Below are 21,264 nucleotides of genomic sequence, written 5' to 3' on the forward strand. Positions count from 1 at the left end.
ACACTGGGCGTATGACGCGGCGATGCGACTCACAGAAAGCAAAAGGGCGGCCAGTGGCCGCCCTTCTTCATTTCACTCCACGCCTTACAGCAGCGGGATGGTGTAGCTGACGATCAGACGATTTTCGTCCTGGTCCCGTTGGCTGGGCACGCCCGGGGTGGACGCGGCTGGCAGGCCGGTACGCATGGTGGCGTTCTTCCAGGCCAGGCCCAGGCCCTTGAAGGTGCCTTCCGGGACGACGTAGCCCAGCGCGATATCGCGCTCCCACTCACCCTTGTCACCTTCTTTGGTGTCGATATTGTCGGCGTTCAGGTAGAGCACGCTGAAGGTCAGGCCCGGTACGCCGAGGTCGGCGAAGTCGTAGGCGTAGCGACCAATCCAGGTGCGCTCGCCGGCATGGTTGAACTTCAGCAATTGGGCGTCGGAGATCAGGTAGGTACTGGTGCCTTCGCCATCGCCGCGGTTGAGGTAGGGGAAGTCACTGTCACCGGTCAGCACCTGGTAGCCGGCGCCGATGCTGTGACCGCCCAGGGCATAGGTGAACATGCCGCTGTAGACGTTGTTGTCGACTTCGCCCTTGAGGCTGTTGCCGCCGTAGTAGCCGCTGCTGACGTAGCCGTCGGCGCGGCCGGAGGCGCTGCCGTTCTTGCCGTCGGAGTCACTGATGAAGACGCGGATGTCGGACTTCAGAGTGCCCGGGCCGATGCCCCAGTTGTGCACCAGGCCGAGATAGTTCTGCTTGTAGAAGTTGTCCAGCTCGCCGTAGTAGTACGACAGGGTCAGGTTCTTGGTGGCCTTGTAGTCGCCGCCGGCGAAGTAGAACTTGTTGCTGTCGCGCGAGGTGGCAGTGCTGCCGTTGGCGCCGGCGATGGACATGCTGCGCCAGTCGGTGGAGTTGCGGCCCTTGGTGTGGGTCAACTGGCCGCCGGTCAGGGTCAGGTTGTCGATGTCGGTGGAGGTGACCTGGCCACCCTCGTAGGTCATCGGCAGCAGGCGGGCGTCGTTATAGACCACCACCGGCAGCTTGGGCTGCAGGGTGCCGTAGCGGAATTCGGTCTTGGAGATCTTCGCTTTCGCCGTCATGCCGAGGCTGCTGAACTCATCCACCGCGCTGCCGTCGCTCTCCAGCGGGAAGATAGTGCCGGGCTGACGATCGATGCCGGGCTTGCCTGCACGGCCGCCGCCATCCAGGCGCACACCCAGCAGACCCAGGGCATCGACGCCGAAGCCCACGGTGCCTTCGGTGAAGCCCGAGGCATAGTTGAGCATGAAGCCCTGGCCCCATTCTTCCTGCTTGCTCGGGGACGCGGGTCCGTTTCGGTTATCGGTATTGATGTAGAAGTTGCGCAGGGTCAGGCTGGCCTTGCTGTCTTCGATAAAGCCGCCGGCGTGTGCCGATTGCGCGATGAGGCCGAGCGAGCTGGCCGCAATGGCGAGCGCCAGGGTATTTCTGGTCATTACGTTTGCTCCGATGGTCATTTCTTTTTGTGGGGACCCCAAGAACCAGACGTTGCCGTTTGGCTGTATAGAATTCTATATGCCGATTGACCTGCTGACGATTCCTCTGAAGGCGGGATCTGAGGATCAAAAGAGGTACGGAACGTCTGGGTGGCGTGCATGACGCCAAAGTCTGACTTTTAAGTCAAGACTTCGTTGGGTTCTGTCGGATGAGGCTGTCAGCCTTGGTGTTCGATGGCGGGGATGGCCACCAGGCTCAGCAGACGGTCGTCGAACAGGCTGAACTGCCCGGTGATCTCCTTTCCGTGGTGCCATTCCGCCGACAGATCGGTGAGCAGGCGGAGCCTGGCATGACCGCCGGCAGACCAGCTCAGCAATTCGGCGTGCTCGAAGTAGAAGCGCTTGCGCACCAGCGGGAAGAGCGCCTTGAACAGGCTTTCCTTGAGGGAAAAGGTGAGGGTGACCTGCAGCGCGGTCTGTCGTGGGTCCAGGCGCGCCAATTCGTCCGGCGTAAGGATTTCCGCGGCCAGTCGCTCCGCTCGCGCTGTTTCCAGGCGGTTCTCCACGTCCAGGCCGAGGCCACTCCAGTGGCTGTTGTGCGCGACGACGGCTGCCGCCCAGCCATCGCCGTGGGTGATCGAGCCGCAGAATCCCGCCGGCCAGATCGGCGCGCGCTCGTCGTCGGTGCCCGGCACCCAGGCTGCCGAGCCTGCCGCCAGCAAGGCGGCGCGGGCGCAGATGCGCCCGGCGAGGTATTCGGCCTGTCGCTTGGCGACGGAGCGCTGGATGTTGGCGGGTGCCTCGACCCGACTCAGGGAAAAGTCCCCGGCCTGCAGGCGCTGGCGATCGAAACGGGTGCTGCGCAGCTGGCAGCCGGCCAGGGGCGTGGGCAAGGGCCAGTCGGCGTCGAGTGGGGTGCAGAAGTCGGGGAGGGCGGTCATGGGAACATTTTGCCGCGCCAGAACGTGGCTCACCAGTCACGCGGCGCTTACATTCGTTTGCAAACCTTCACCAAAGGCGTACGGATTCGTCCGACAAGCTTTGTCACACTGCGCGCCGCGTTCCCAAGGGGACGCAGGTGAGGTTGTTGTTGGAGTGCCGCCAAGGCGGACTCTGACCTTTACACTTGATTGAGTGCGGGAGCCCGAATGGGCTCCCGTTTTTTATTGCCCGCAAGAAAATCTCAGGCTTTCTCGTCGAAGATCTGCTTGAAGAACTCTTTCAGGTCCGCCCAGGACTTCTGGTCGGCCGTCTTGTCGTAGCCGATATCCAGCCCGTGGCCCTTGTGGGCGTTGGCGTCGGGATTGGTGAATCCATGCTTGGCGTTGGGCTGGATCACCAGTTTGTAGTCGGCCTTGGCGTTGTCCATCTCGGTCTTGAAGGCCGTGACGCTTTCGGCCGGTACCAGGGTGTCGGCGGCGCCGTGCTCGACCAGAATCTTCGCCTTGATCTGTCCCGGCTGAGCCGGTGTCTGGGTCGCCAGCACGCCGTGGAAGCTGGCCACGCCGGCCAGCGGCAGGCCGGCGCGGGCCATGTCCAGCACCACCTTGCCGCCGAAGCAGTAACCGATGGCGGCGATCTTGCTCGGGTCGGTCTGCGGCTGCTTCTTCAGCAGATCGAGGCCGGCCTGGAAGCGCGCCTTGGCCGCGTCGGCATTCTTCAGCGCCTCACTCATGAACGCCTTGGCGTCGTCGGGGTGCTCGGTGTGCCTGCCTTCGCCATACATGTCGATGGCCAGGGCGCTGTAGCCCAGCTTGGCGAGTTCGCGGGCACGGCTCTTGGCGTAGTCGTTCAGGCCCCACCATTCGTGGACCACCAGCACGCCGGGGCGGATGCCGGACTTGGCGTCGTCGTAGGCGAAGTAGCCGATCAGTTTCGTGCCGTCAGCGGATTCGTAGGGAATTTCCTGAGTCTGGATCGCGGCGTTGGCGCTGGCCGCGAAGGCGAATAGCAGCAGGGCGGTGAGCAGGCGCATGGTGTCTCTCCGTGGCGTTGGCCGTGGCGATGGCGATGGCGGAACCACAGAAGATAGCCGCTGATGGGGAAAACGCCTGTGCAAAATGCATGCGGCCGCTCAAGGGCGCGCTTGCGGGCCGAACCAAACGCTGCTGGATGAGTGAAAAGTCCGACAGCCTCGTCTAACCTTGCGCCCATGTCCTGACCCGCGAAGCGATAGGCCGATGTTGGACCTGAGCACCTGGAATCTGACGGTTCCCCAGCGCGGCCCGGCCGCGACCATTTCCACGGCGAAACTGGGTCGTGACTACGAGAGCCCGTATTTCCGCCGCAGCGTCGATGGTGTGGAGTTCTGGGTGCCGGTGAACGGCGCCCACACCAGCGGCAGTGAGTTTCCCCGCACCGAGCTGCGTGAGACCAAGCCCGACGGCCGCCTGGTGACCTGGCGCTACCCGCTGGCGGAGAACCTGATGGTCGCCACCTTGCGCGTGGAGGCCGTGCCGTCCAGCCGGCGCATGGTGATCGGGCAGATCCACAGCAACGGCAGCGGCAGCGCCGAAGCCCTGCCGCTGGTCAAGCTGGTCTACCAGCAGCGTCTGGACAAGGCGCGAGTACAGGCGCTGGTCCGTGATCGGCCCGACGACATCACCACGCGCACCTATACCGTCTATGACGGCATTCCGCTGGGCGATATCTTTACCTACCGGCTGGGCGTGTCCAGCAGCGGCGTGTTGAGCGTGCAGGTCGAGAACGGCCAGGTCAGCCAGCAGTTGGATACCCGGTGGGCCTATCAGGGCCTGTACTTCAAGGCAGGTCTCTACCTGCAGGACAATCGCGGGCCCGCCAGCGAGGGCGGGCGCGCCACCTTCACCGATCTGAGCATTCGACACCAATGAAGACCTCCTCCATCGCGCATCGCGCTGCCCTGTCCCTGCTGCTGCCGGCGGCACTGGCGCAGGCTGCGCCGGGCGACGATTTCGCCTCCTGCCTGAACCGCCTGCAGGGCGCTGCCCAGGCCAAGGGCGTCAGCGCCGCCAGCTTTGCGCAGTTCACCAAAGGTTTGCAGCCGGACATGACCGTGCTGCCACTGCTGGACGCCCAGCCCGAGTTCACCACGCCGATCTGGGATTACCTGGCCGGGCTGGTGGACGACCAGCGTGTTGCCGACGGCAAGGCGCGGATGACCGAACATGCCGACCTGTTGCGCAAGGTTGCCGCGCGTTATCAGGTCGACCCGGCCACGGTGGTCGCGGTGTGGGGCGTGGAAAGCGACTACGGGCGTATCACCGGCAAGCGCCCCCTGCTGGTGTCGCTGTCGACGTTGTCCTGCTATGGGCGGCGGCAGCCGTTCTTCCAGGGCGAGTTCATCGCGACGCTCAAGCTGCTGCAGCAGGGGGATATCCGCGACAGCGGCATTACCGGTTCCTGGGCAGGCGCTTTCGGCCAGACCCAGTTCATGCCCTCGACCTACGCGCGCATCGCCGAGGATTTCGACGGCGACGGCCGCCGCGACCTGGTGGGCAGTACCGCCGATGCCCTGGCGTCCACCGCCAATTACCTGCGCAAGGCTGGCTGGCGCGAAGGGCAGCCATGGGGCTATGAGGTGAAACTGCCGGCGGGCTTCGATGCCTCGCTGGCCGGGCGCACCAAGCGCCGCGCGCTGTCCGACTGGATCAGCCGTGGCGTGAAGCGCATCGACGGCAAGCCGATTCCCAGCATCGACTCCAAGGCCGCCATCCTGCTGCCGTCAGGCGCCAATGGGCCAGCCTTCCTGGTGCTGCGCAACTACGACGCGATCTATTCCTACAATGCGGCGGAAAGCTACGCGCTGGCCATTGCCCTGTTGTCCGACCGCCTGCGCGGCGACGCGGGCCTGCGCACGCCCTGGCCGACCGATGACCCGGGCCTGAGCCGTGCCCAGCGCAAGGAACTGCAGGAGTTGCTGATCCAGCGTGGCTACGACATCGGCCAGCCCGACGGCATGATCGGCGACGTGACGCGCAGGGCGATCCAGCAGGAGCAGAACAAGCGTGGCCTGACGCCGGCGGACGGGCGCGCGGGGCAGAAGATCCTCAAGGCGCTGAAGGGAAGCTGAGGGCGCCTTGCTGAAACGGCACAGCCCCGGCCTTGGCCGGGGCTTTTCGTTGGTGTCATGAACCGGCGAGCTCTGCGTTGTCCGCGATCCTGCACCAGGTGAGTCTCACTGCCAGCCCTTCACCCCTGTCATGTCCGGCAGGTGGTGGGCGATACCCTTGTGGCAGTCGATGCAGGTCGCCTCGCCTGAGGCTAAAGCGGTGGAGTGCATCTGCCGGGCGCGCTGGCTCTGGCGGGTAAAGTCCATGAACTGGAAATTGTGGCAGTTGCGGCACTCCAGCGAGTCGTTGGCCTTGAGTCGCGCCCATTCGTGTTCGGCCAGTTCGCGGCGGTGATCGAGGAATTTCTCGCGGGTGTTGATGGTGCCGAAGATCTTGCCCCAGACCTCCTTGGATGCCTGCATCTTGCGCGCGATCTTGTCGGTCCACTGGTGCGGCACGTGGCAGTCCGGGCAGGTGGCACGCACGCCTGAGCGGTTGGTGTAGTGGATGGTGTCCTTGAGCTCGGCGAAGACGTTGTCACGCATCTCGTGGCAGGACGTGCAGAACTGCTCGCTGTTGGTGGCCTCCAGCGCGGTGTTGAAACCACCCCAGAAGATGATCCCGGCGATGAACCCGGCCAGCGTCAGGAAGCCCAGGCTATAGTGCACGCTCGGCCGGCGCAGAACGCCCCAGTACCCCTTGAGCCAGGCGAATAGTGCTTTCATGGCGCCTCCTCAGGGGTTGCCGGTTGACGTGCCGGTGGCCTTGCCATTGGTTTTCTCGGCAGCCGCGTCGTGCTGGAGGATGGTGTCGATGTCCTGGAAGGTGTTGTCCACCAGGGGTTTCACATCCTTCTGCGGCACGTGGCATTGCACGCAGAAGTATCGGCGCGGTGCCACGGCGGCCAGTACCTGGCCGTCACGGTCCATGTAGTGGGTGATGCTGATCATCGGCGCCTGCACGCGCGCGCTGTTGGCGCGGCTGTGGCAGGACAGGCACTTGTTGCTGTTGGTGTCGATGCGGTAGCCAGCGATGGTGTGCGGGATGGTCGGCGGCTGCTCGGGGTAGGCGCGTTCGCGGCGTATGTCCTTGTTCTCGTCGTTGGCCAGGGGCGGCGCAGGACGGTCCTGGGTGATGGTGCCGCCGGGGCGGCGGCCGTCCGGCGCGGGCGCGTCCAGTGGGTAATTGAGCTCGGCGGCCAGTGCAGGCAAGCCGATCAGCAGCAGGAGCAAGGCGGGCAGTATCGGTCTCATCGCGCGTTCCTCAGGCCAGGCTGACCAGTTCGATGCGCACCGCGCATTTCTTGTAGTCGGTCTGCTTGGATATCGGGTCGGTGGCGTCCAGGGTGACCTTGTTGATCAGCTTGTTGGCATCGAAGAAGGGCACGAACACCAGGCCCTGCGGCGGCTTGTTGCGTCCGCGTGTCTCGATGCGTGCGCGAATCTCGCCGCGCCGGCTGATGACCTTCACCTCGCTGCCGCGGCGCATCTTCAGGTCGCGCGCATCGTCCGGGTGCATATACACCACGGCGTCCGGCACGGCTTTGTAGAGTTCCGGCACACGCTGGGTCATGGAGCCGGTGTGCCAGTGCTCGAGCACGCGGCCGGTGGAAAGCCAGAAGGGATATTCCTTGTCCGGCGACTCGGCCGGCGGTTCGTAGGGGAGGGCGAAGATGATCGCCTTCTTGTCCGGGTAACCGTAGAACTGCACACCGCTGCCGGCGGTGACATAGGGGTCGTGGCCCTCGCGGTAGCGCCAGCGGGTCTCCTTGCCGTTCACCACCGGCCAGCGCAGCCCACGCGCCTCGTGATAGGCATCGAAGGGCGCAAGATCGTGGCCGTGGCCACGGCCGAAGCTGGCGTATTCCTCGAACAGCCCCTTCTGGATGTAGAAGCCGAAGGCCTTGGCCTCGTCGTTCTCGAAGCCCTTGGCGATCTCGTCGTTCTCGTACGCGTCGACCTGTCCGTTCTTGAAGAGCACCTCATAGAGCGTCTTGCCCTTGAGTGGCGGCGCCTTGGCCAGCAGTTCGGCGGGCCAGACCTCGTCGGTGGTGAAGCGCTTGGAGAATTCCACCAACTGCCAGAGGTCGGATTTCGCCTCGCCCGGGGCTTTCACCAGTTGGTGCCAGAACTGCGTCCTGCGCTCGGCGTTGCCGAAGGCGCCTTCCTTTTCCACCCACATGGCGCTGGGCAGGATGAGGTCCGCGGCCTGTGCCGAGACGGTGGGATAGACGTCGGAGACGATCACGAAGTTTTCCGGGTTGCGCCAGCCCGGCAACACCTCCTGCATGACGTTCGGCCCCGCGTGCATGTTGTTGCAGACCTGCGTCCAGTAGACGTTGAGCACGCCGTCCTTGAGCATTCGGCTCTGCTGCACCGCGTGGAAGCCGATTTTTTCCTGGATGGTGCCGGCCGGCACTTTCCAGATCTTCTCGGCGGTTTCCCGATGTTTGGGATTGGTCACCACCAGGTCTGCCGGCAATCGGTGGGAGAAGGTGCCGACCTCGCGCGCGGTGCCGCACGCCGACGGCTGGCCGGTCAGCGAGAAGGGGCTGTTGCCCGGTTCGCTGATCTTTCCCGTGAGCAGGTGGATGTTGTAGATCAGGTTGTTCGCCCAGACACCGCGGGTGTGCTGGTTGAAGCCCATGGTCCAGAACGACACCACCTTGCGTTTCGGGTCGGCGTAAAGCTCGGCCAGGGCCTTGAGGCGTTCGGCAGGCACGCCGCTTTCCTGGGCGGTGCGCTCCAGGGTGTAGGGTTTGACGAAAGCGGCGAATTCGTCGAAGCCGATATCAGTCCAGGTATTGGCCTTGTCGGCGTTCTTCGCCTGCTTCTCCAGCGCGTTGTCCGGTCTCAGGCCGTAGCCGATGTCTTCGGCGCCCTGGGCGAAGCGGGTGTGCTTGTCGACGAAGTCGCGGTTTACCGCGACGCTTTCGATGATGTGGTTGGCGATGTAGTTGAGGATGTACAGGTCGGTCTGCGGTTTGAACACCATGGGGATGTCGGCCAGATCGAAGCTGCGGTGCTCGAAGGTGGACAGCACGGCGACTTTCACCTGGCCCGCGCTCAGGCGCCGGTCGGTAACCCGCGACCAGAGCACCGGGTGCATCTCCGCCATGTTCGAGCCCCAGAGGACGAAGGTATCGGTGGCTTCGATGTCGTCATAGCAGCCCATGGGTTCGTCCATGCCGAAGCTGCGCATGAAGCCCATCACAGCCGAGGCCATGCAGTGCCGGGCGTTGGGGTCGATGTTGTTGCTGCGCAGGCCGGCCTTGAACAGCTTGTTGGCGGCGTAGCCTTCCCAGACTGTCCATTGCCCGGAACCGAACATGCCCACCGAGGTCGGCCCCTTGGCCTTGAGCGCGGCCTTGAACTTCTCGGCCATGATGTCGAAGGCGGCGTCCCAGCTGATCGGCTGGAATTCGCCCTGCTTGTCGAACTTGCCGTCCTTCATGCGCAGCAGCGGACGGGTCAGGCGGTCGCTGCCGTACATGATCTTGGACAGGAAGTAGCCCTTCACGCAGTTGATCCCGCGGTTGACCTCGGCCTTGATGTCGCCGTGGGTGGCGACCACCTTGTTGTCCCGGGTGGCAACCATCACGCTGCAGCCGGTGCCGCAGAATCGGCAGGGTGCCTTGTTCCAGTCCAGGCGGGTCATGTCTGCCTCGGTAACCAGATTGCTGGCGGCACTCAGGATGGGCAGTCCGGCCGCGGCCGCGGCGATGGCGGCCGCGTTGGCCTTGGCGAACTGGCGGCGGGTCAGGTTCATCGGGCACCTCCGGCCTGGCTGAGGGCGGGTTCGGGATCGATCTGCGGGTGTTCCGGCGACTCGACGATTTCGTGATAGATGAGCACCGCGTTGAGCACCCCGGGCAGGTTCTGGATGGCATTGAGGTTGTCGAGAATGCTCGCCTCGTGTTCGGCTTCGAGCACCACTACCAGCTTGCCCTGGGCACTCTGCTGGTGGACTTCCAGGTTTGGCAGGCGCATCAGGTTGGCCTTCACCGCGTCGAGCAGTTCGGGGCGCGTGTGCACGATCAGACTGGCGATCTGGATGCTCTCTGGCATCTGTGGCTCAGGCATGGTTGGCCTCACGGTTCAGGTGGATGGCGCTGCCGGGGCAGGGCGAAATGCAGGCGCCGCAGCCGGTGCACAGGGTCGGGTCGAGGGTTGGCAATGAGGGACCGCCCAGTTGCGGGCGGAAGCGGATGGCCCGCGACTCGCAGGCGTCGTCGCAGCTGCGGCAGTGGATGCCGGCGCGGGCCAGGCAGTGGTCATTGATCTGCGCGCGCCAGGGAAACGCCTCGCGGCTCAGGTCGAACACCTCCGCCTCGCACGCACGCGTACAGTCGCCGCACAGGCTGCAGCCGCGGTCACTGAAATCCAGCTGCGGATAGCCGCCATCGCCGATGAGCAACACGTGCTCGGGGCAAGCGTCGATGCAGGCATTGCAACGCGTACAGCCTTCGAGGAAAGCGCTGGTGGTGGCGGTCCATGGCGGGCGACGTACTTCAGGCGCACCGCCCAGACGCCGCAGCAGGGCGCGACGGGCGAGCATGGCGGCAGCCCTACGACGGCGGGCCAGGAGGCCCTGCCACCAGTTGGACCATCCACACGATGAAGCCGTAGCCACCGACAATGGCCACGGACAAAAGGGGGAACAGACAGATCACGAGGAACAGGAACAGCCGGGTTTCCTTGCCTTTCTCCACACCAGGTCCGGTCTCTTCAGTCATTTGGTCAGCCTCCCGCCAACGACTGGGGATGAGCCTAGTCCCTGCTTTGTGTGTGGGCAAAAGCCTACATACGTTATTCTTTTTTCATACAGCGCTTTCATTCAGCATCGGTTCAGCGCCCTGACAGGTTTCGTTCAGAGCGCTCCTCGTAACCTTCTCCCCGTCAACACATTACAGACATCCTTGACGGGAGAACCCCCCATGAAAGCCATGAAGAAAATCGCCCTCGCCACCGCCATCCTCGGTGTCAGCCTGGCCGCCACCGCAGCCAGCGCCGCCGACACCTTCGTCGGAATGACCTGGGGCGAAACCAGTAACAACATCCAGAAGTCCGACGCGCTGAATCGCAACCTGAACAACCCGAAGCTCGACAGCGTGATCAACAACAGCGGCACCTGGGGTGTCCGCGCCGGCCAGCAGATGGAGCAGGGCCGCTACTACGTGACCTATGAAAACGTCTCCGATACCGAACGCGGCCTGAAGCTGCGCCAGCAGAACCTGCTCGGCAGCTACGACGCCTTCCTGCCGCTGGGCGACCAGGGCACCAAGCTGTTCGGCGGCGGCACCGCCGGCCTGGTCAAGCTGGAACAGGACTCCAAGGGGGTCAGCCGGGACAGCGATGTGGGTTACGCCATCGGCGCCCAAGCCGGTATCCTTCAGGAACTCGGCAAGAACGCTTCCGTGGAAGGCGGCTACCGTTACCTGCGTACCAACGCGAGTACCGAGATGAGCCCGCACGGTGGCAGCAAGGTGGGATCCCTTGACCTGCACAGCAGCTCCCAGTTCTACCTGGGCGCCAACTACAAGTTCTGACCGGTAACGCAACCGGGCCCGCGCGGCCCGGTTGCCTGACTCAGGGAGTACGCGCATGAAACTGCTGGTGGTGGAAGACGAGGCGCTGTTGCGCCATCACCTGTATACCCGGCTCGGCGAGCAAGGCCATGTGGTTGACGCCGTTGCCAATGCCGAAGAGGCGCTGTACCGCGCCAGCGAATACCATCACGACCTGGCGATGATCGACCTCGGATTACCGGGCATGAGTGGTCTGGACCTGATCCGCGAATTCCGCAGCCAGGGCAAGACCTTCCCGATCCTGATCCTCACCGCTCGTGGCAACTGGCAGGACAAGGTCGAAGGCCTGGCCGCCGGCGCCGACGACTACGTGGTCAAGCCCTTCCAGTTCGAAGAGCTGGAGGCACGCCTGAACGCGCTGCTGCGCCGCTCCAGCGGCTTCGCGCAATCGAGCATCGAGGCCGGCCCGCTGGTGCTGGACACCAATCGCAAGCAGGCGCTGGTCAACGGCGAGTCGCTGCAGCTGACCGCCTTCGAGTACCGCATCCTCGAGTACCTCATGCGGCACCACCAGCAGGTGGTGGCCAAGGAGCGTCTGATCGAGCAACTCTACCCGGACGACGACGAGCGCGATCCGAACGTCATCGAGGTGCTGGTCGGCCGCCTGCGCCGAAAGCTGGAGAACGCCGCGGGATTCAAGCCGATCGATACCGTGCGCGGCCAGGGCTACATCTTCAACGAGCTGTGTAAATGATCCGCTCGCTGCGGCTGCGGCTGATGATCGGGGCGGCGATTCTTGCCGTGCTGTTCATGGCCGCGCTGCTGCCGGCTCTCCAGCGAGCGTTCAGCATTGCCCTGGAGAACGCCATCCAGCAGCGCCTGGCGGCTGACGTGGCGACCCTGGTGTCTTCGGCACGTATCGAGGGCAATGTCCTGAGCATGCCCGAGCACCTGCCGGTAGAGGACTTCAACCTCCCCGAATCCAAGCTGCTGGGCTTCATCTACGACCAGTCCGGCCAACTGGTGTGGCGTTCCACCTCGGCCCAGGACGAAAGCGTTGATTACTCGCCCAAGTACGACGGCATGATCGACGAGTTCACCCGCATCCGTGATCGCACAGGCCAGGAGTTCTTCGTCTACGACGTGGAGATCGACCTGCTCGGTGGCAAGCGCGCGGCCTACAGCATCGTCACCATGCAACCGGAAAGTGAGTTCCGTGAACTGGTCAGTGGCTTTCGCGACCAGCTCTATCTCTGGCTGGGCGGCGCACTCCTGTTGCTGCTGGGACTCCTGTGGCTCGGCCTCGGCTGGGGCTTCCGCTCCATGCGCGGGTTGCGCTTCGAACTGGACCAGATCGAGACCGGCGACCGTGAACGCCTGAGCGATGAGCACCCCGCCGAGATGCTGCGACTGACCGACTCGGTGAACCGCCTGCTGGACAGCGAACGCGCCCAGCGCGAGCGCTACCGCAACTCCCTGGGCGATCTTGCCCACAGCTTGAAGACGCCGCTGGCGGTGTTGCAGGGTGTCAGCGAAACCCTGGCCAGCGAGCCGAAGAATCGCGAGCAGGTACAGGTGCTGCAGACCCAGATCGAGCGCATGAGCCAGCAGATCGGCTATCAACTGCAGCGCGCGACGATGCGCAAGAGCGGCCTGATTCGCCACCGCGCGGCGCTCGACCCGCTGCTGGACACCATCGCCGGCGCGTTGGACAAGGTCTATCACGACAAGCGCGTGAAGTTGGCGCGGGATATTCCGACGGGCTTCTCCCTGCCGCTGGAGAAGGGCGCTCTGCTGGAGATGCTCGGCAACCTGCTGGAGAACGCCTACCGCCTGTGCCTGACCACGGTGAAGGTCAGCGCACGGAAGAATGGCCGGATGTTCGAGCTGATCATCGAAGACGACGGCCCCGGCGTGCCGGCCAGCCAGCGCGAGCGCATCCTCAAGCGCGGCGAACGCCTGGACACCCAGCACCCTGGCCAGGGTATCGGCACGGCGGTGGTGAAAGACATCATCGACAGCTACGACGGCGAGCTGGCGCTGGAGGACTCAGAACTGGGCGGGGCATGCTTCCGCATTCGCCTGCCGGGGTGAGGGCTGCTCTTTCGCGCCCGTAGGATGGTGTGGAGCGAAGCGATACCCATCATTCGTGAGATGTCCAGGGCAGCACGGGTATCGCAAGCTCCACCCACCCTACGACTGGGCGGTACGCCGAAACCCCATTGTAGGAGCGCGCCATGCGCGCGATCGCGAGCATGGCGCGCTCCTACAGGTTGAAACCAGTCATTCCCCCTGCTGGGCCCGATACGCTCCCGGTGTCAGCCCCGTCCATTTCTTGAACGCGCGGTGGAAGGCGGAGGGCTCGGAGAAGCCGAGCTGGTCGGCGATGTCCTGGATCGAGAGGTCAGCGCGGCCCAGGTAGTAGATCGCCAGGTCGCGGCGCAGTTGATCCTTCAATTCCTGGAAGTTCGGCCCTTCCTCGCGCAGGTGCCGGCGCAGTGTCTGCGGGCTCATGTGCAGCTGCGCGGCAACCTGCTCCAGGTCCGGCCAACTGCGGCAGTCGCGGCCGAGTAGACGCCGGATCTGGCTGGTCAGGCTGTGGCCGCCGTCGGGGCGGGCGAGCAGGTCGGCCGGCGAGTCCTTGAGGAAGTGCTTCAGCGTGCGTTCGTCCTGCAGCAGCGGCATGTCCAGGTAGCGCGCCTGCAGCAGCAGGCTGGTGCGATCGGCAGAAAAGCGTCGGGGGCAGGGGAACAGCAGGTCGTACTCGGCCTGGTGCTCGGGCGTCGGGTAGCTGAAGGTGGCTTCTTCCAGGCGAATGCGCTGGCCGATCAGCCAACTGGCCAGCCGGTGCCAGATCAGCAGCAGGCTCTCGGCGAGGAAGTGGTCCGGATCGCGCAGATGGGTTTCGTCCAGTGTCAGCCGCGCCCATTCACCTTCGCGTACCAGCTCGATACGCGGGGCTTCCGGGAACAGGCCGTAGAACAGCGCGCCGCGCCCCAGTGCCTTTTCCAGCGTTCGGCAGTGGATGATCGCGTTGCACATCATGGCGAAGGTGCCGCGCTTGCTGGGCATGGCGCCGAAGCCCATGTACTCGTCGTCGAGGGCTTCCCACAGGCGCTGCATCAGGCAGGTGAACTGCGATGGGTCGATTCGTGCACGAGGCTCGTCGAGAATCGCCGGGGCGATGCCGGCGTCGCGCAGCAGCATCTGGACGTTCATCCCCTTGCGCTGTGCGCCATGGACGGCGGCGCGGACGAAATGGCTGGCAATGGTGCGTTCTCGCATGAGCGGTCCTTGTTGTTATGGCCGTACGTCCTGGAGCCGCACGGTAAACCCGATCGAACCTGATCAGGGTTCTACAATCTACGGTACGAAGGCCATGGCGGATACCCGCCAGAGGGCGGGAAACCCGCCAGTCAGAAGGCGGGTTTCCGCCATTTTTGGGGCTTTCCGTGCCTCGACTTTATACGGAAGGCGTTGAATTTAAAGGGATTTCATATTTTTTAAAGGTCTGGCACAGCACTTGCCATATGCGATCAAGGCCTGCCTTCGGGCATGCCCTGAAAACAAATTCTCCCATTGCAGGGAGATAACGCGTTCGGTCTTGCGTCTCCCCTGGAACGCAGGCCCAGAGGACAGAGCTGCCATGACCAAGCAACCCTTCTACAAAAGCCTGTATGTGCAGGTACTGATCGCCATCGCCATCGGTATCGCGCTCGGCCACTTCTACCCCGACACCGCCAAACTGATGAAGCCGCTGGGCGATGGCTTCGTCAAACTGATCAAGATGGCCATCGCGCCGATCATCTTCTGTACCGTGGTCACCGGTATCGCCGGCATGCAGAGCATGAAGGCCGTGGGCAAGACGGGCGGCATGGCACTGCTGTATTTCGAAATCGTTTCCACCGTCGCGCTGATCATCGGTCTGGTCGTGGTCAACGTCGTCCAGCCGGGCGCCGGTATGCACGCCGACGTCGCCACGCTGACTGCGGAAATGAACAAGAACGCGGCACTCACCGGCTTCATTGCGTCGGGCGAGAAGCAGAGCACCATCGACTTCTTCATGAATGTCATCCCGAGTACCGTGGTCGGCGCCTTCGCCAACGGTGACATCCTGCAGGTGCTGTTCTTCTCCGTGCTGTTCGGCTACGCGCTGCACCGCCTGGGCGACTACGGCAAGCCGGTGTTCGAGTTCATCGATCGCATCACCCACGTGATGTTCAACATCATCAACGTGATCATGAAGGTCGCGCCCATCGGTGCCTTCGGTGCCATGGCCTTCACCATCGGTGCCTACGGCCTCGGCTCGCTGGTGCAGCTGGGTCAGCTGATGCTGTGCTTCTACATCACCTGCCTGCTGTTCGTGCTGATCGTGCTGGGCGGCATCGCCCGCGCCCACGGTTTCAGCATCCTGCGCTTCATTTCCTACATCCGCGAAGAACTGCTGATCGTGCTGGGCACCTCGTCCTCCGAATCGGCACTGCCGCGCATGATCGCCAAGATGGAGAAACTGGGCGCCGACAAGAGTGTCGTCGGCCTGGTGATTCCGACCGGCTACTCGTTCAACCTGGACGGCACCTCGATCTACCTGACCATGGCCGCCGTGTTCATCGCCCAGGCCACCGACACCCCGATGGACATCACCCACCAACTGACCCTGCTGGTCGTGCTGCTGATCGCCTCCAAGGGCGCCGCCGGTGTCACCGGTTCGGGCTTCATCGTGTTGGCCGCCACCCTGTCCGCCGTCGGCCACCTGCCGGTTGCTGGCCTGGCGCTGATCCTGGGTATCGACCGCTTCATGTCCGAAGCCCGCGCGCTGACCAACCTGGTCGGCAACGGCGTGGCCACCATCGTGGTCGCCAAGTGGTGCAAGCAGTTGGACGAGAAGACCCTGTCCGCCGAGCTGGCCGCCGGCCCGGGCAACTCCGCAGAGCTTCAGCCCTCCTGACGGCGTTCCCAACGAGCAATTCGGCCCGGTGAACGTGAAGCGCCGGAGCCTTTCCAGCCCGCTCGATTGAGCGGGCTTTTTTATGGGTGGGAGTAAAGCGGCTTTTCGTAGGTGCGAGCTTGCGCGCGAACGGATCTCGCGGCAGTTGCGGAGTTGGGCGGGTTCGCGAGCAAGCTCGCTCCTACAAGGTGGGGCAGGGCCCCGTCGCTAGGCGACGGCTCGCGGGCAGGCGCCGGCAATGGGCGTTACGCCTCTGTGCTCAACGGTGAGAGCGGGTTACGTCGCGATGGATTTCGCGGACAAGGTCCGCTCCTACCTGAAACACCGTGCCGAGGCACGCCCTCTCCCCCCGCCCTGGCTGCGCGCCCCGCTCCGAAGGGAGAGGGAGCTATCTGAGCCGGCTGACACTGTGGTTTCAGCCGGCACCCAACCAGTCCCCTCTCCCTTCAGGGAGAGGGTTAGGGAGAGGGGAAATCCCAGGCACGAACTTTCAGAGAAAGACAGTTGCTCCTACGCCAGCGGGGCCAGGCGTGAGCGTCGCCGGAATCCCCGGCGTGCGTAGGAGCGGACTCCGTCCGTGATCGGGTGGGCGTGAACCCGGAGCCGCACGATCACTCAGAGAATGATCTTGTCCTTGAGCTTCTCCGCCGCCTGCTGCAGCGCCTGGATGACCCGCTCCTTGTCGTAGTTCTGCACGTTGTTGGTGTCCAGGTACATGGAGAAGCCTGGCACCTCGTGCTCGACGAAGCTGGGGTTCGAGCCCAGGTCGCGGCGGAAGTCGACCACCTGGTAGATCTGCACCGGCTTGCTGAAGCCCTTCACGGCGATCTGGCCCTTGTCGCGGCACATCAGCACGTCCTTCACCAGCGAGTAGGTCTCGTGGCTGATGAGGATCTCGCCGGCTTCGGCAGCGCTTTCCAGGCGGCTGGCGAGGTTCACTTCGCGGCCGATGATGGTGTAGTCCATGCGCGTGTCGGCGCCAAAGTTGCCCACGGTGCAGTAGCCGGTGTTCAGGCCCATGCGCACTTCCAGCGGCTTGGTGATGCCCTGAGCGCGCCACTGCTGGCGCATGACCTTCATGTGCTTGCGCATGGCCACGGCCATGGACACGGCGGCCACGGCGTCCTTTTTCGCGCCCTGGGTGGCCGGGTCGCCGAAGAACACCATCACGCAGTCGCCGACGAACTTGTCGATGGTGCCGCCGTATTTCAGGGCAATCTTCGACATCTCGTTGAGGTAGTTGTTGAGCATGTCGGTGAGGGCCTCGGCTTCGAGTTCCTCGGACAGTTCGGTGAAGCCCTTGATGTCGGAGAAGAACACCGTGAGCTTCTTGCGCTGGGTTTCCAGTCGCACCGTGCGCTTGCCGCTGAAGATCGATTCCCACACCTGTGGCGAGAGGTACTTGGCCAGATTGCTGGCCAGGCGCGCGGCCTTTTCCTGCTCGAGGGTGATGTCCGAACGGGCCTGGGCCAGGCGCAGGCCCTGCTGGTGCACGAAGAATGCGGTGATGCAGATGTACAGGGTGGAGAACAGCACGCTGACCAGGGCGACGATGCTTGGCGTCTGGCCCTTGTACGCCGGGGCGATCAGCGCGGCGCTGAGGACTGCGGCGCTCAGTGCGACCAGTAGCGCCAGGCCCAGGGAGCGCAGGCCGCCGATGATCAGCGCGGAGAAGGCGAGGATCAGTACCAGCATCAGGCTGGGTACCTCGGAGAAGCCCAGCAGCGTGGTGGCGATGCCGGCGTGCAGGGCATCGATGAACAGCAGCACCAGGCGGGTACGCTGCGGGTTGTCGCGCTTGAAGCGGCGGCTGATCTGTTGCGCAAGGTGCGGATAAAGCAGGGCGTACGGGATCATCCAGAGGATCTCGTAGCCGAAGTACTTGGCGAAGGTGCCGGCGGTGATGGTCGCGGCGACGGCAATATAAGCCAGCACGCGGGAATGGTATTCGCGCAGAGGGGCGGGGGTGAGCGGAGTGCTGGATCGCTCAAGAACGTTAGGCTTCATGCGCAAGAAACTTCCCTGGTGCGCGTAGGCTCTTGGCCGATTGCGCGTCTGAATTTGGGAGGAATCTTATTCCATGCGCAGCCCCCGGGCCAGCGGCGGTTCGCCACTCTTCGTCGCGGACCGCCGGTCGCCTCGGGACCGTCAAGCCATCGTGCCGTCGGGCTTCTGGTAGATCGAGCGGCGGGGCTGGGCGAAGACCCGGCGCAGCATGGGTTCGAAGAACGCCAGGGGCAGCACTTCGCCGTTCGGATCGAAGGCGGCGGCGTCGTAGCGCGCGCAGAATTCGATGGTCTGCTCGAACTGCGGGTGCTCCTTGAACTGCTCGCGCAGGTGCCGGTCCAGGCCCAGGTGATGGAAGAAGTAGTAGCCCTGGAAGATCGCGTGCTTCTCGATCATCCACAGGTTCTCTTCGCTGACAAAGGGCTTGAGGATAGCCGCGGCGATGTCGGCATGGTTGAACGAGCCGAGGGTGTCGCCGATGTCGTGGAGCAGGGCGCAGACCACGTATTCCTCGTCGCGGCCGTCGCGATGGGCCAGGGTGGCGGTCTGCAGCGAGTGGGTCAGGCGGTCGACCGGAAAGCCGCCGAAGTCGCCGTCGAGCAGGCGCAGGTGGGTCATGATCCGGTCGGGCAGAAGCGCGGCGTACTGGCCGAAGTCCTTGGCGATGATCGCCCAGTCCTCGGCGCTGCCGTCTTCCATGTGGGTGAAGTTGGCGCGTGCGTTCATCAGGCTGTGCTCTCTTGTGATTGTCGTGGCGTGTCTGGATGGCACGGGACCAGTCTAGAAGCCTGGCGGGGACGCGGTAGTGTCCGTGCAGCGCCAGCGGGGTGTCCTGGCGGGCGCGAATGGCATGGCATCAGCCGCAGCGATGGCGGCCGATGCGTGAGGCGCGCTCAGGGGTTCTCCGGATCGTGTCCCAGCGACTGCAGGAACAGCGAGAAGAGCTCCGGTTGCGAGGAGATGTCGAGTTTGTTGTACAGGTGGCGGCGGTGGACCTTGATGGTCTCCGGCGAGATCGCCAGGCGCTCGGCCATGGCCTTGGAGGAGTAACCCCGCAGGATCAGCCGGGCGATCTCCAGCTCGCGCTCGGAGAGCACGCCCGCGCCGAAGTGGCTCAGGGCGTCGCGCACCTGCACCGCCACGCCATCGCTGGTGCCGGGGAGCAGGCGCTGGCTGCGCTGCTGCCAGTGCTGCTGCATCAGTGCCAGCACCCAGGGGCAGAGCATCGCCAGCAGGCCGGTCTGCTCGCCGTCGAACAGCCGGCGCATGCCCAGCGACAACGACAACACGCCCTGGCCGGGCAACTGGAGGATGAACTGCACCTCGTCCTCCAGCACGTTGTCGTGGAAGTAGCTGAGGAAGTACTCGCTCTGGCGGAACTGGTCCGGGGCGATTTCCTCCAGCCGGTACAGCCCGCTGGGCACGCCTTCGCGGCAGGCCTGGTAGAACGGGTCGAGCTGGAACAGGCCGTCAAGGTAGATGGCCATGGCCGCCGGGCCAGCGGTGGGCGCTGCGTCGTATTCCTCCAGCGCCACCGGGATGCCGCTGGCCGGGTAGAACATCGCCAGGGCGTTGTCGAACGGCAGCCACTGGTGCAGCAGCAGGATGAGTTGCTTCCAGAAGCGTGGCTGGCCGATCTGCTCGATGGCGCGGCCGAGGTTGGCATGCATGCCCACCTCGCGGAACAGGGTGTGCATCGGCAGTGTTTCTCCGAACGGGGCGGCGTGGGTTCGGCCCACGGTTTCCTCCTTTTACCTGTCCGCCGTCAAGGGGGCGTAACCCCAAATGGTGATTGGCCGCTCCGCCTGCCACGCACAGACTCAGCCCCACCTGACGCCCCGAACAAGAGGGCGCAACAAGGTCTTCGTTCCTGCCTCAATCCCAATAACAACTCGAGGAAAAACGATATGAGCGCTTCCCCTGCGCCAGCGAGCGCGCTCAAGCCCAGCCTGGGCGTGCTTGACGTAGTCGCCATCACCGTCTCGGCGGTCACCCCCGCCAGTTCCGTTTTCGTCATCGCGCCCTTCGCCATCCAGCAAGCGGGCAGCGGCGCCTTCCTGGCCTTTGTCTTCGCCGGCTTCCTGGCCCTGATGTTCGCCTGGTGCTACGCCGAGCTCGGTCGCGCCCACAGCTCCGCCGGCGGCGAATACGTCTACGCCAAGCGCGTGTTCGGCGGCCTCGCCGGCTATGCCACCTTCCTCACCGTGCTGGTCTCGCTGCTGTTCATTCCGCCGGTACTGGCGACGGGCGCGGCGACCTACCTCAACAACGCCCTGGGGACCAACTTCGACACCCAGACGGTCGCCCTGGTGATCGTCGCCGCCAGCTACGTGCTGGGCATCCTCAACATTCGGGTGAACGCCTGGATCACCGGCGTGTTCCTGCTCTGCGAAGTGGCGGCACTGCTGGTGATCGTGGTGCTCGGTTTCGGCCACGTCAGCCAGCCAGTGAGCGTGCTGGTGCAGCCGCAGCACATCGACGGCGGGATACTGGCCGCTGCGCCCTGGGCGCTGGTGATCGGCGCCGTGGGTACCGCGCTGTTTTCCTACAACGGCTTCGGCGGCGCGGTGTTGCTGGCCGAGGACATGAAGTGCGGCGGGCGCAATGTGCACCGCGCGGTGATCTGGTCACTGGTGCTGGTGGTAGCGATCGAAATCGTCCCGCTGACCGCACTGCTGCTGGGCGCGCCTTCGCTCAAGGACATGATCGCCAGTCCCGATCCGGTCGGCTACCTGCTCACCGCCCATGGCAACGCGACACTGTCGCGTCTGGTCAGCGCCGGCATCTTCCTCTCGGTGTTCAATGCCATCGTCGCCATCGTCATCCAGGTTGGCCGGGTGATCTTCAGCAGTGGCCGCGACGAACTGTGGACGCCCCTGATGAACCGCGCCTTCACCCGCATCCACCCGCGCTGGGAGTCGCCGTGGATCGCCACGCTGTTCCTCGGCGTGCCGTCGGCGGCGCTGAGCTTCAGTTCGAACCTGGAAGAGCTGACCTCGTTCACCGTGCTGCTACTGGTGATGGTCTACCTGGTGGTGGCGCTCTGCGCGCTGTTCAGCCGCGTGCTGCGCCGCGACCGCGAGCACCCGTACCGCATGCCGCTGTGGCCGCTGCCGGCGATGCTGGCGGTGGTCGGCGCCGGCTACCTGTTGCTCAACCTGCTACTGGACGCCTCTTCGCGGGACGTCATGATCATTGTCGGGATACTGGCCGTGTCGGTGATTCTCTACAGCACCTACGGCAAGCTCAGCCCGGCCTTCCAGAAGCTCTGAACCCTTCTCGAAAACCAAGGA

Annotated in this window: 20 protein-coding genes; 7 read left to right on the forward strand and 13 right to left on the reverse strand. The window is 64.4% G+C overall.

Translation table 11 applies throughout. From position 1 onward, the window contains the following. Positions 1 to 84: 84 nt before the first annotated feature. The 3 genes from AC1ZV1_RS09835 to AC1ZV1_RS09845 all read right to left on the reverse strand — a co-directional run bounded on the left by AC1ZV1_RS09835 (position 85) and on the right by AC1ZV1_RS09845 (position 3,433). A complete protein-coding gene (locus AC1ZV1_RS09835) occupies positions 85 to 1,458 on the reverse strand; it encodes an OprD family porin (protein ID WP_484296543.1) in 1,374 nt (457 codons plus the stop codon). 218 nt (positions 1,459 to 1,676) lie between these two features. Continuing rightward, a complete protein-coding gene (locus tag AC1ZV1_RS09840; protein WP_484296544.1) occupies positions 1,677 to 2,399 on the reverse strand; it encodes a 4'-phosphopantetheinyl transferase family protein in 723 nt (240 codons plus the stop codon). A gap of 242 nt (positions 2,400 to 2,641) precedes the next feature. Further along, complete coding sequence (locus AC1ZV1_RS09845) at positions 2,642 to 3,433, reverse strand: dienelactone hydrolase family protein (RefSeq protein WP_484296545.1); 792 nt, start codon at positions 3,431 to 3,433, stop codon at positions 2,642 to 2,644. 205 nt (positions 3,434 to 3,638) lie between these two features. On the opposite strand from AC1ZV1_RS09845, the gene AC1ZV1_RS09850 reads away from it, so the two are divergent. After that, on the forward strand, positions 3,639 to 4,310 hold the full coding sequence (locus tag AC1ZV1_RS09850) for a polysaccharide lyase family 7 protein (RefSeq protein WP_484296546.1): 672 nt from the start codon (positions 3,639 to 3,641) through the stop codon (positions 4,308 to 4,310). Next, positions 4,307 to 5,509, forward strand: coding sequence for a lytic murein transglycosylase (locus AC1ZV1_RS09855; RefSeq protein WP_484296547.1), 1,203 nt, complete (start codon positions 4,307 to 4,309; stop codon positions 5,507 to 5,509). The genes AC1ZV1_RS09850 and AC1ZV1_RS09855 overlap by 4 nt, the downstream gene beginning before the upstream one ends. Before the next feature lie 105 nt (positions 5,510 to 5,614). Here AC1ZV1_RS09855 and AC1ZV1_RS09860 read toward each other — a convergent pair whose 3' ends face one another. Genes AC1ZV1_RS09860 through napE form a run of 6 tightly spaced genes read right to left on the reverse strand, consistent with a single transcriptional unit; the run spans position 5,615 to position 10,224 of the window. After that, positions 5,615 to 6,214 carry a cytochrome c3 family protein gene (locus AC1ZV1_RS09860; RefSeq protein ID WP_484296548.1) on the reverse strand — a complete coding sequence of 200 codons (600 nt, stop codon included), beginning with the start codon at positions 6,212 to 6,214 and terminating at the stop codon, positions 5,615 to 5,617. Positions 6,215 to 6,223: 9 nt separating this feature from the next. Then, on the reverse strand, positions 6,224 to 6,742 hold the full coding sequence (locus AC1ZV1_RS09865; RefSeq protein ID WP_484296549.1) for a nitrate reductase cytochrome c-type subunit: 519 nt from the start codon (positions 6,740 to 6,742) through the stop codon (positions 6,224 to 6,226). 10 nt (positions 6,743 to 6,752) lie between these two features. After that, entirely contained in the window at positions 6,753 to 9,257 is a 2,505-nt protein-coding gene (gene napA, locus AC1ZV1_RS09870; RefSeq protein ID WP_484296550.1) for a nitrate reductase catalytic subunit NapA, read from the reverse strand. Further along, complete coding sequence (locus tag AC1ZV1_RS09875) at positions 9,254 to 9,556, reverse strand: chaperone NapD (RefSeq protein WP_484297536.1); 303 nt, start codon at positions 9,554 to 9,556, stop codon at positions 9,254 to 9,256. Before AC1ZV1_RS09875 ends, napA begins: the two co-directional genes overlap by 4 nt. A gap of 7 nt (positions 9,557 to 9,563) precedes the next feature. Then, the gene (gene napF, locus AC1ZV1_RS09880; RefSeq protein WP_484296551.1) at positions 9,564 to 10,046 is read right to left on the reverse strand and encodes a ferredoxin-type protein NapF; all 483 of its coding nucleotides are present in this window, start codon (positions 10,044 to 10,046) and stop codon (positions 9,564 to 9,566) included. Between the two features lie 10 nt (positions 10,047 to 10,056). Continuing rightward, positions 10,057 to 10,224, reverse strand: a complete 168-nt coding sequence (napE, locus tag AC1ZV1_RS09885) for a periplasmic nitrate reductase, NapE protein (RefSeq protein ID WP_484296552.1) — start codon at positions 10,222 to 10,224, stop codon at positions 10,057 to 10,059. 201 nt (positions 10,225 to 10,425) lie between these two features. Here napE and AC1ZV1_RS09890 point away from each other — a divergent pair, with 201 nt between their 5' ends. The 3 genes from AC1ZV1_RS09890 to AC1ZV1_RS09900 are packed head-to-tail and all read left to right on the forward strand — an operon-like array spanning position 10,426 to position 13,110. Beyond that, positions 10,426 to 11,037 (forward strand): hypothetical protein, encoded by a 612-nt coding sequence (locus AC1ZV1_RS09890; protein ID WP_484296553.1) that lies wholly within the window; start codon positions 10,426 to 10,428, stop codon positions 11,035 to 11,037. Positions 11,038 to 11,092: 55 nt separating this feature from the next. Continuing rightward, a complete protein-coding gene (locus AC1ZV1_RS09895) occupies positions 11,093 to 11,770 on the forward strand; it encodes a response regulator (protein ID WP_484296554.1) in 678 nt (225 codons plus the stop codon). Beyond that, on the forward strand, positions 11,767 to 13,110 hold the full coding sequence (locus AC1ZV1_RS09900; protein WP_484296555.1) for an ATP-binding protein: 1,344 nt from the start codon (positions 11,767 to 11,769) through the stop codon (positions 13,108 to 13,110). Before AC1ZV1_RS09895 ends, AC1ZV1_RS09900 begins: the two co-directional genes overlap by 4 nt. A gap of 189 nt (positions 13,111 to 13,299) precedes the next feature. On the opposite strand, the gene AC1ZV1_RS09905 is transcribed toward AC1ZV1_RS09900, so the two are convergent. After that, positions 13,300 to 14,301 (reverse strand): AraC family transcriptional regulator, encoded by a 1,002-nt coding sequence (locus AC1ZV1_RS09905; protein WP_484296556.1) that lies wholly within the window; start codon positions 14,299 to 14,301, stop codon positions 13,300 to 13,302. A 361-nt stretch (positions 14,302 to 14,662) separates the two neighbouring features. Here AC1ZV1_RS09905 and AC1ZV1_RS09910 point away from each other — a divergent pair, with 361 nt between their 5' ends. Then, on the forward strand, positions 14,663 to 15,964 hold the full coding sequence (locus tag AC1ZV1_RS09910; RefSeq protein ID WP_138526068.1) for a dicarboxylate/amino acid:cation symporter: 1,302 nt from the start codon (positions 14,663 to 14,665) through the stop codon (positions 15,962 to 15,964). A 615-nt stretch (positions 15,965 to 16,579) separates the two neighbouring features. Here AC1ZV1_RS09910 and AC1ZV1_RS09915 read toward each other — a convergent pair. The 3 genes from AC1ZV1_RS09915 to AC1ZV1_RS09925 all read right to left on the reverse strand — a co-directional run bounded on the left by AC1ZV1_RS09915 (position 16,580) and on the right by AC1ZV1_RS09925 (position 19,668). Continuing rightward, positions 16,580 to 17,971 carry an adenylate/guanylate cyclase domain-containing protein gene (locus AC1ZV1_RS09915; protein ID WP_484296557.1) on the reverse strand — a complete coding sequence of 464 codons (1,392 nt, stop codon included), beginning with the start codon at positions 17,969 to 17,971 and terminating at the stop codon, positions 16,580 to 16,582. 141 nt (positions 17,972 to 18,112) lie between these two features. Further along, on the reverse strand, positions 18,113 to 18,697 hold the full coding sequence (locus AC1ZV1_RS09920; RefSeq protein WP_484296558.1) for an HD domain-containing protein: 585 nt from the start codon (positions 18,695 to 18,697) through the stop codon (positions 18,113 to 18,115). A 167-nt stretch (positions 18,698 to 18,864) separates the two neighbouring features. Then, complete coding sequence (locus AC1ZV1_RS09925) at positions 18,865 to 19,668, reverse strand: helix-turn-helix transcriptional regulator (protein ID WP_484297537.1); 804 nt, start codon at positions 19,666 to 19,668, stop codon at positions 18,865 to 18,867. Positions 19,669 to 19,878: 210 nt separating this feature from the next. Here AC1ZV1_RS09925 and AC1ZV1_RS09930 point away from each other — a divergent pair, with 210 nt between their 5' ends. Beyond that, complete coding sequence (locus AC1ZV1_RS09930) at positions 19,879 to 21,243, forward strand: APC family permease (protein WP_192289098.1); 1,365 nt, start codon at positions 19,879 to 19,881, stop codon at positions 21,241 to 21,243. Positions 21,244 to 21,264 lie beyond the last annotated feature (21 nt).

Source organism: Pseudomonas sp. BB438, from assembly GCF_057180225.1.

What these genes read in the sequence shown, in the direction of transcription:
- AC1ZV1_RS09835 (WP_484296543.1), bottom strand. Translation starts at nt 1,458, where the DNA reads ATGACCAGAAATACCCTGGCGCTCGCCATTGCGGCCAGCTCGCTCGGC.
- AC1ZV1_RS09840 (WP_484296544.1), bottom strand. Translation starts at nt 2,399, where the DNA reads ATGACCGCCCTCCCCGACTTCTGCACCCCACTCGACGCCGACTGGCCC.
- AC1ZV1_RS09845 (WP_484296545.1), bottom strand. Translation starts at nt 3,433, where the DNA reads ATGCGCCTGCTCACCGCCCTGCTGCTATTCGCCTTCGCGGCCAGCGCC.
- AC1ZV1_RS09850 (WP_484296546.1), top strand. Translation starts at nt 3,639, where the DNA reads ATGTTGGACCTGAGCACCTGGAATCTGACGGTTCCCCAGCGCGGCCCG.
- AC1ZV1_RS09855 (WP_484296547.1), top strand. Translation starts at nt 4,307, where the DNA reads ATGAAGACCTCCTCCATCGCGCATCGCGCTGCCCTGTCCCTGCTGCTG.
- AC1ZV1_RS09860 (WP_484296548.1), bottom strand. Translation starts at nt 6,214, where the DNA reads ATGAAAGCACTATTCGCCTGGCTCAAGGGGTACTGGGGCGTTCTGCGC.
- AC1ZV1_RS09865 (WP_484296549.1), bottom strand. Translation starts at nt 6,742, where the DNA reads ATGAGACCGATACTGCCCGCCTTGCTCCTGCTGCTGATCGGCTTGCCT.
- napA (WP_484296550.1), bottom strand. Translation starts at nt 9,257, where the DNA reads ATGAACCTGACCCGCCGCCAGTTCGCCAAGGCCAACGCGGCCGCCATC.
- AC1ZV1_RS09875 (WP_484297536.1), bottom strand. Translation starts at nt 9,556, where the DNA reads ATGCCAGAGAGCATCCAGATCGCCAGTCTGATCGTGCACACGCGCCCC.
- napF (WP_484296551.1), bottom strand. Translation starts at nt 10,046, where the DNA reads ATGCTCGCCCGTCGCGCCCTGCTGCGGCGTCTGGGCGGTGCGCCTGAA.
- napE (WP_484296552.1), bottom strand. Translation starts at nt 10,224, where the DNA reads ATGACTGAAGAGACCGGACCTGGTGTGGAGAAAGGCAAGGAAACCCGG.
- AC1ZV1_RS09890 (WP_484296553.1), top strand. Translation starts at nt 10,426, where the DNA reads ATGAAAGCCATGAAGAAAATCGCCCTCGCCACCGCCATCCTCGGTGTC.
- AC1ZV1_RS09895 (WP_484296554.1), top strand. Translation starts at nt 11,093, where the DNA reads ATGAAACTGCTGGTGGTGGAAGACGAGGCGCTGTTGCGCCATCACCTG.
- AC1ZV1_RS09900 (WP_484296555.1), top strand. Translation starts at nt 11,767, where the DNA reads ATGATCCGCTCGCTGCGGCTGCGGCTGATGATCGGGGCGGCGATTCTT.
- AC1ZV1_RS09905 (WP_484296556.1), bottom strand. Translation starts at nt 14,301, where the DNA reads ATGCGAGAACGCACCATTGCCAGCCATTTCGTCCGCGCCGCCGTCCAT.
- AC1ZV1_RS09910 (WP_138526068.1), top strand. Translation starts at nt 14,663, where the DNA reads ATGACCAAGCAACCCTTCTACAAAAGCCTGTATGTGCAGGTACTGATC.
- AC1ZV1_RS09915 (WP_484296557.1), bottom strand. Translation starts at nt 17,971, where the DNA reads ATGAAGCCTAACGTTCTTGAGCGATCCAGCACTCCGCTCACCCCCGCC.
- AC1ZV1_RS09920 (WP_484296558.1), bottom strand. Translation starts at nt 18,697, where the DNA reads ATGAACGCACGCGCCAACTTCACCCACATGGAAGACGGCAGCGCCGAG.
- AC1ZV1_RS09925 (WP_484297537.1), bottom strand. Translation starts at nt 19,668, where the DNA reads ATGCACACCCTGTTCCGCGAGGTGGGCATGCATGCCAACCTCGGCCGC.
- AC1ZV1_RS09930 (WP_192289098.1), top strand. Translation starts at nt 19,879, where the DNA reads ATGAGCGCTTCCCCTGCGCCAGCGAGCGCGCTCAAGCCCAGCCTGGGC.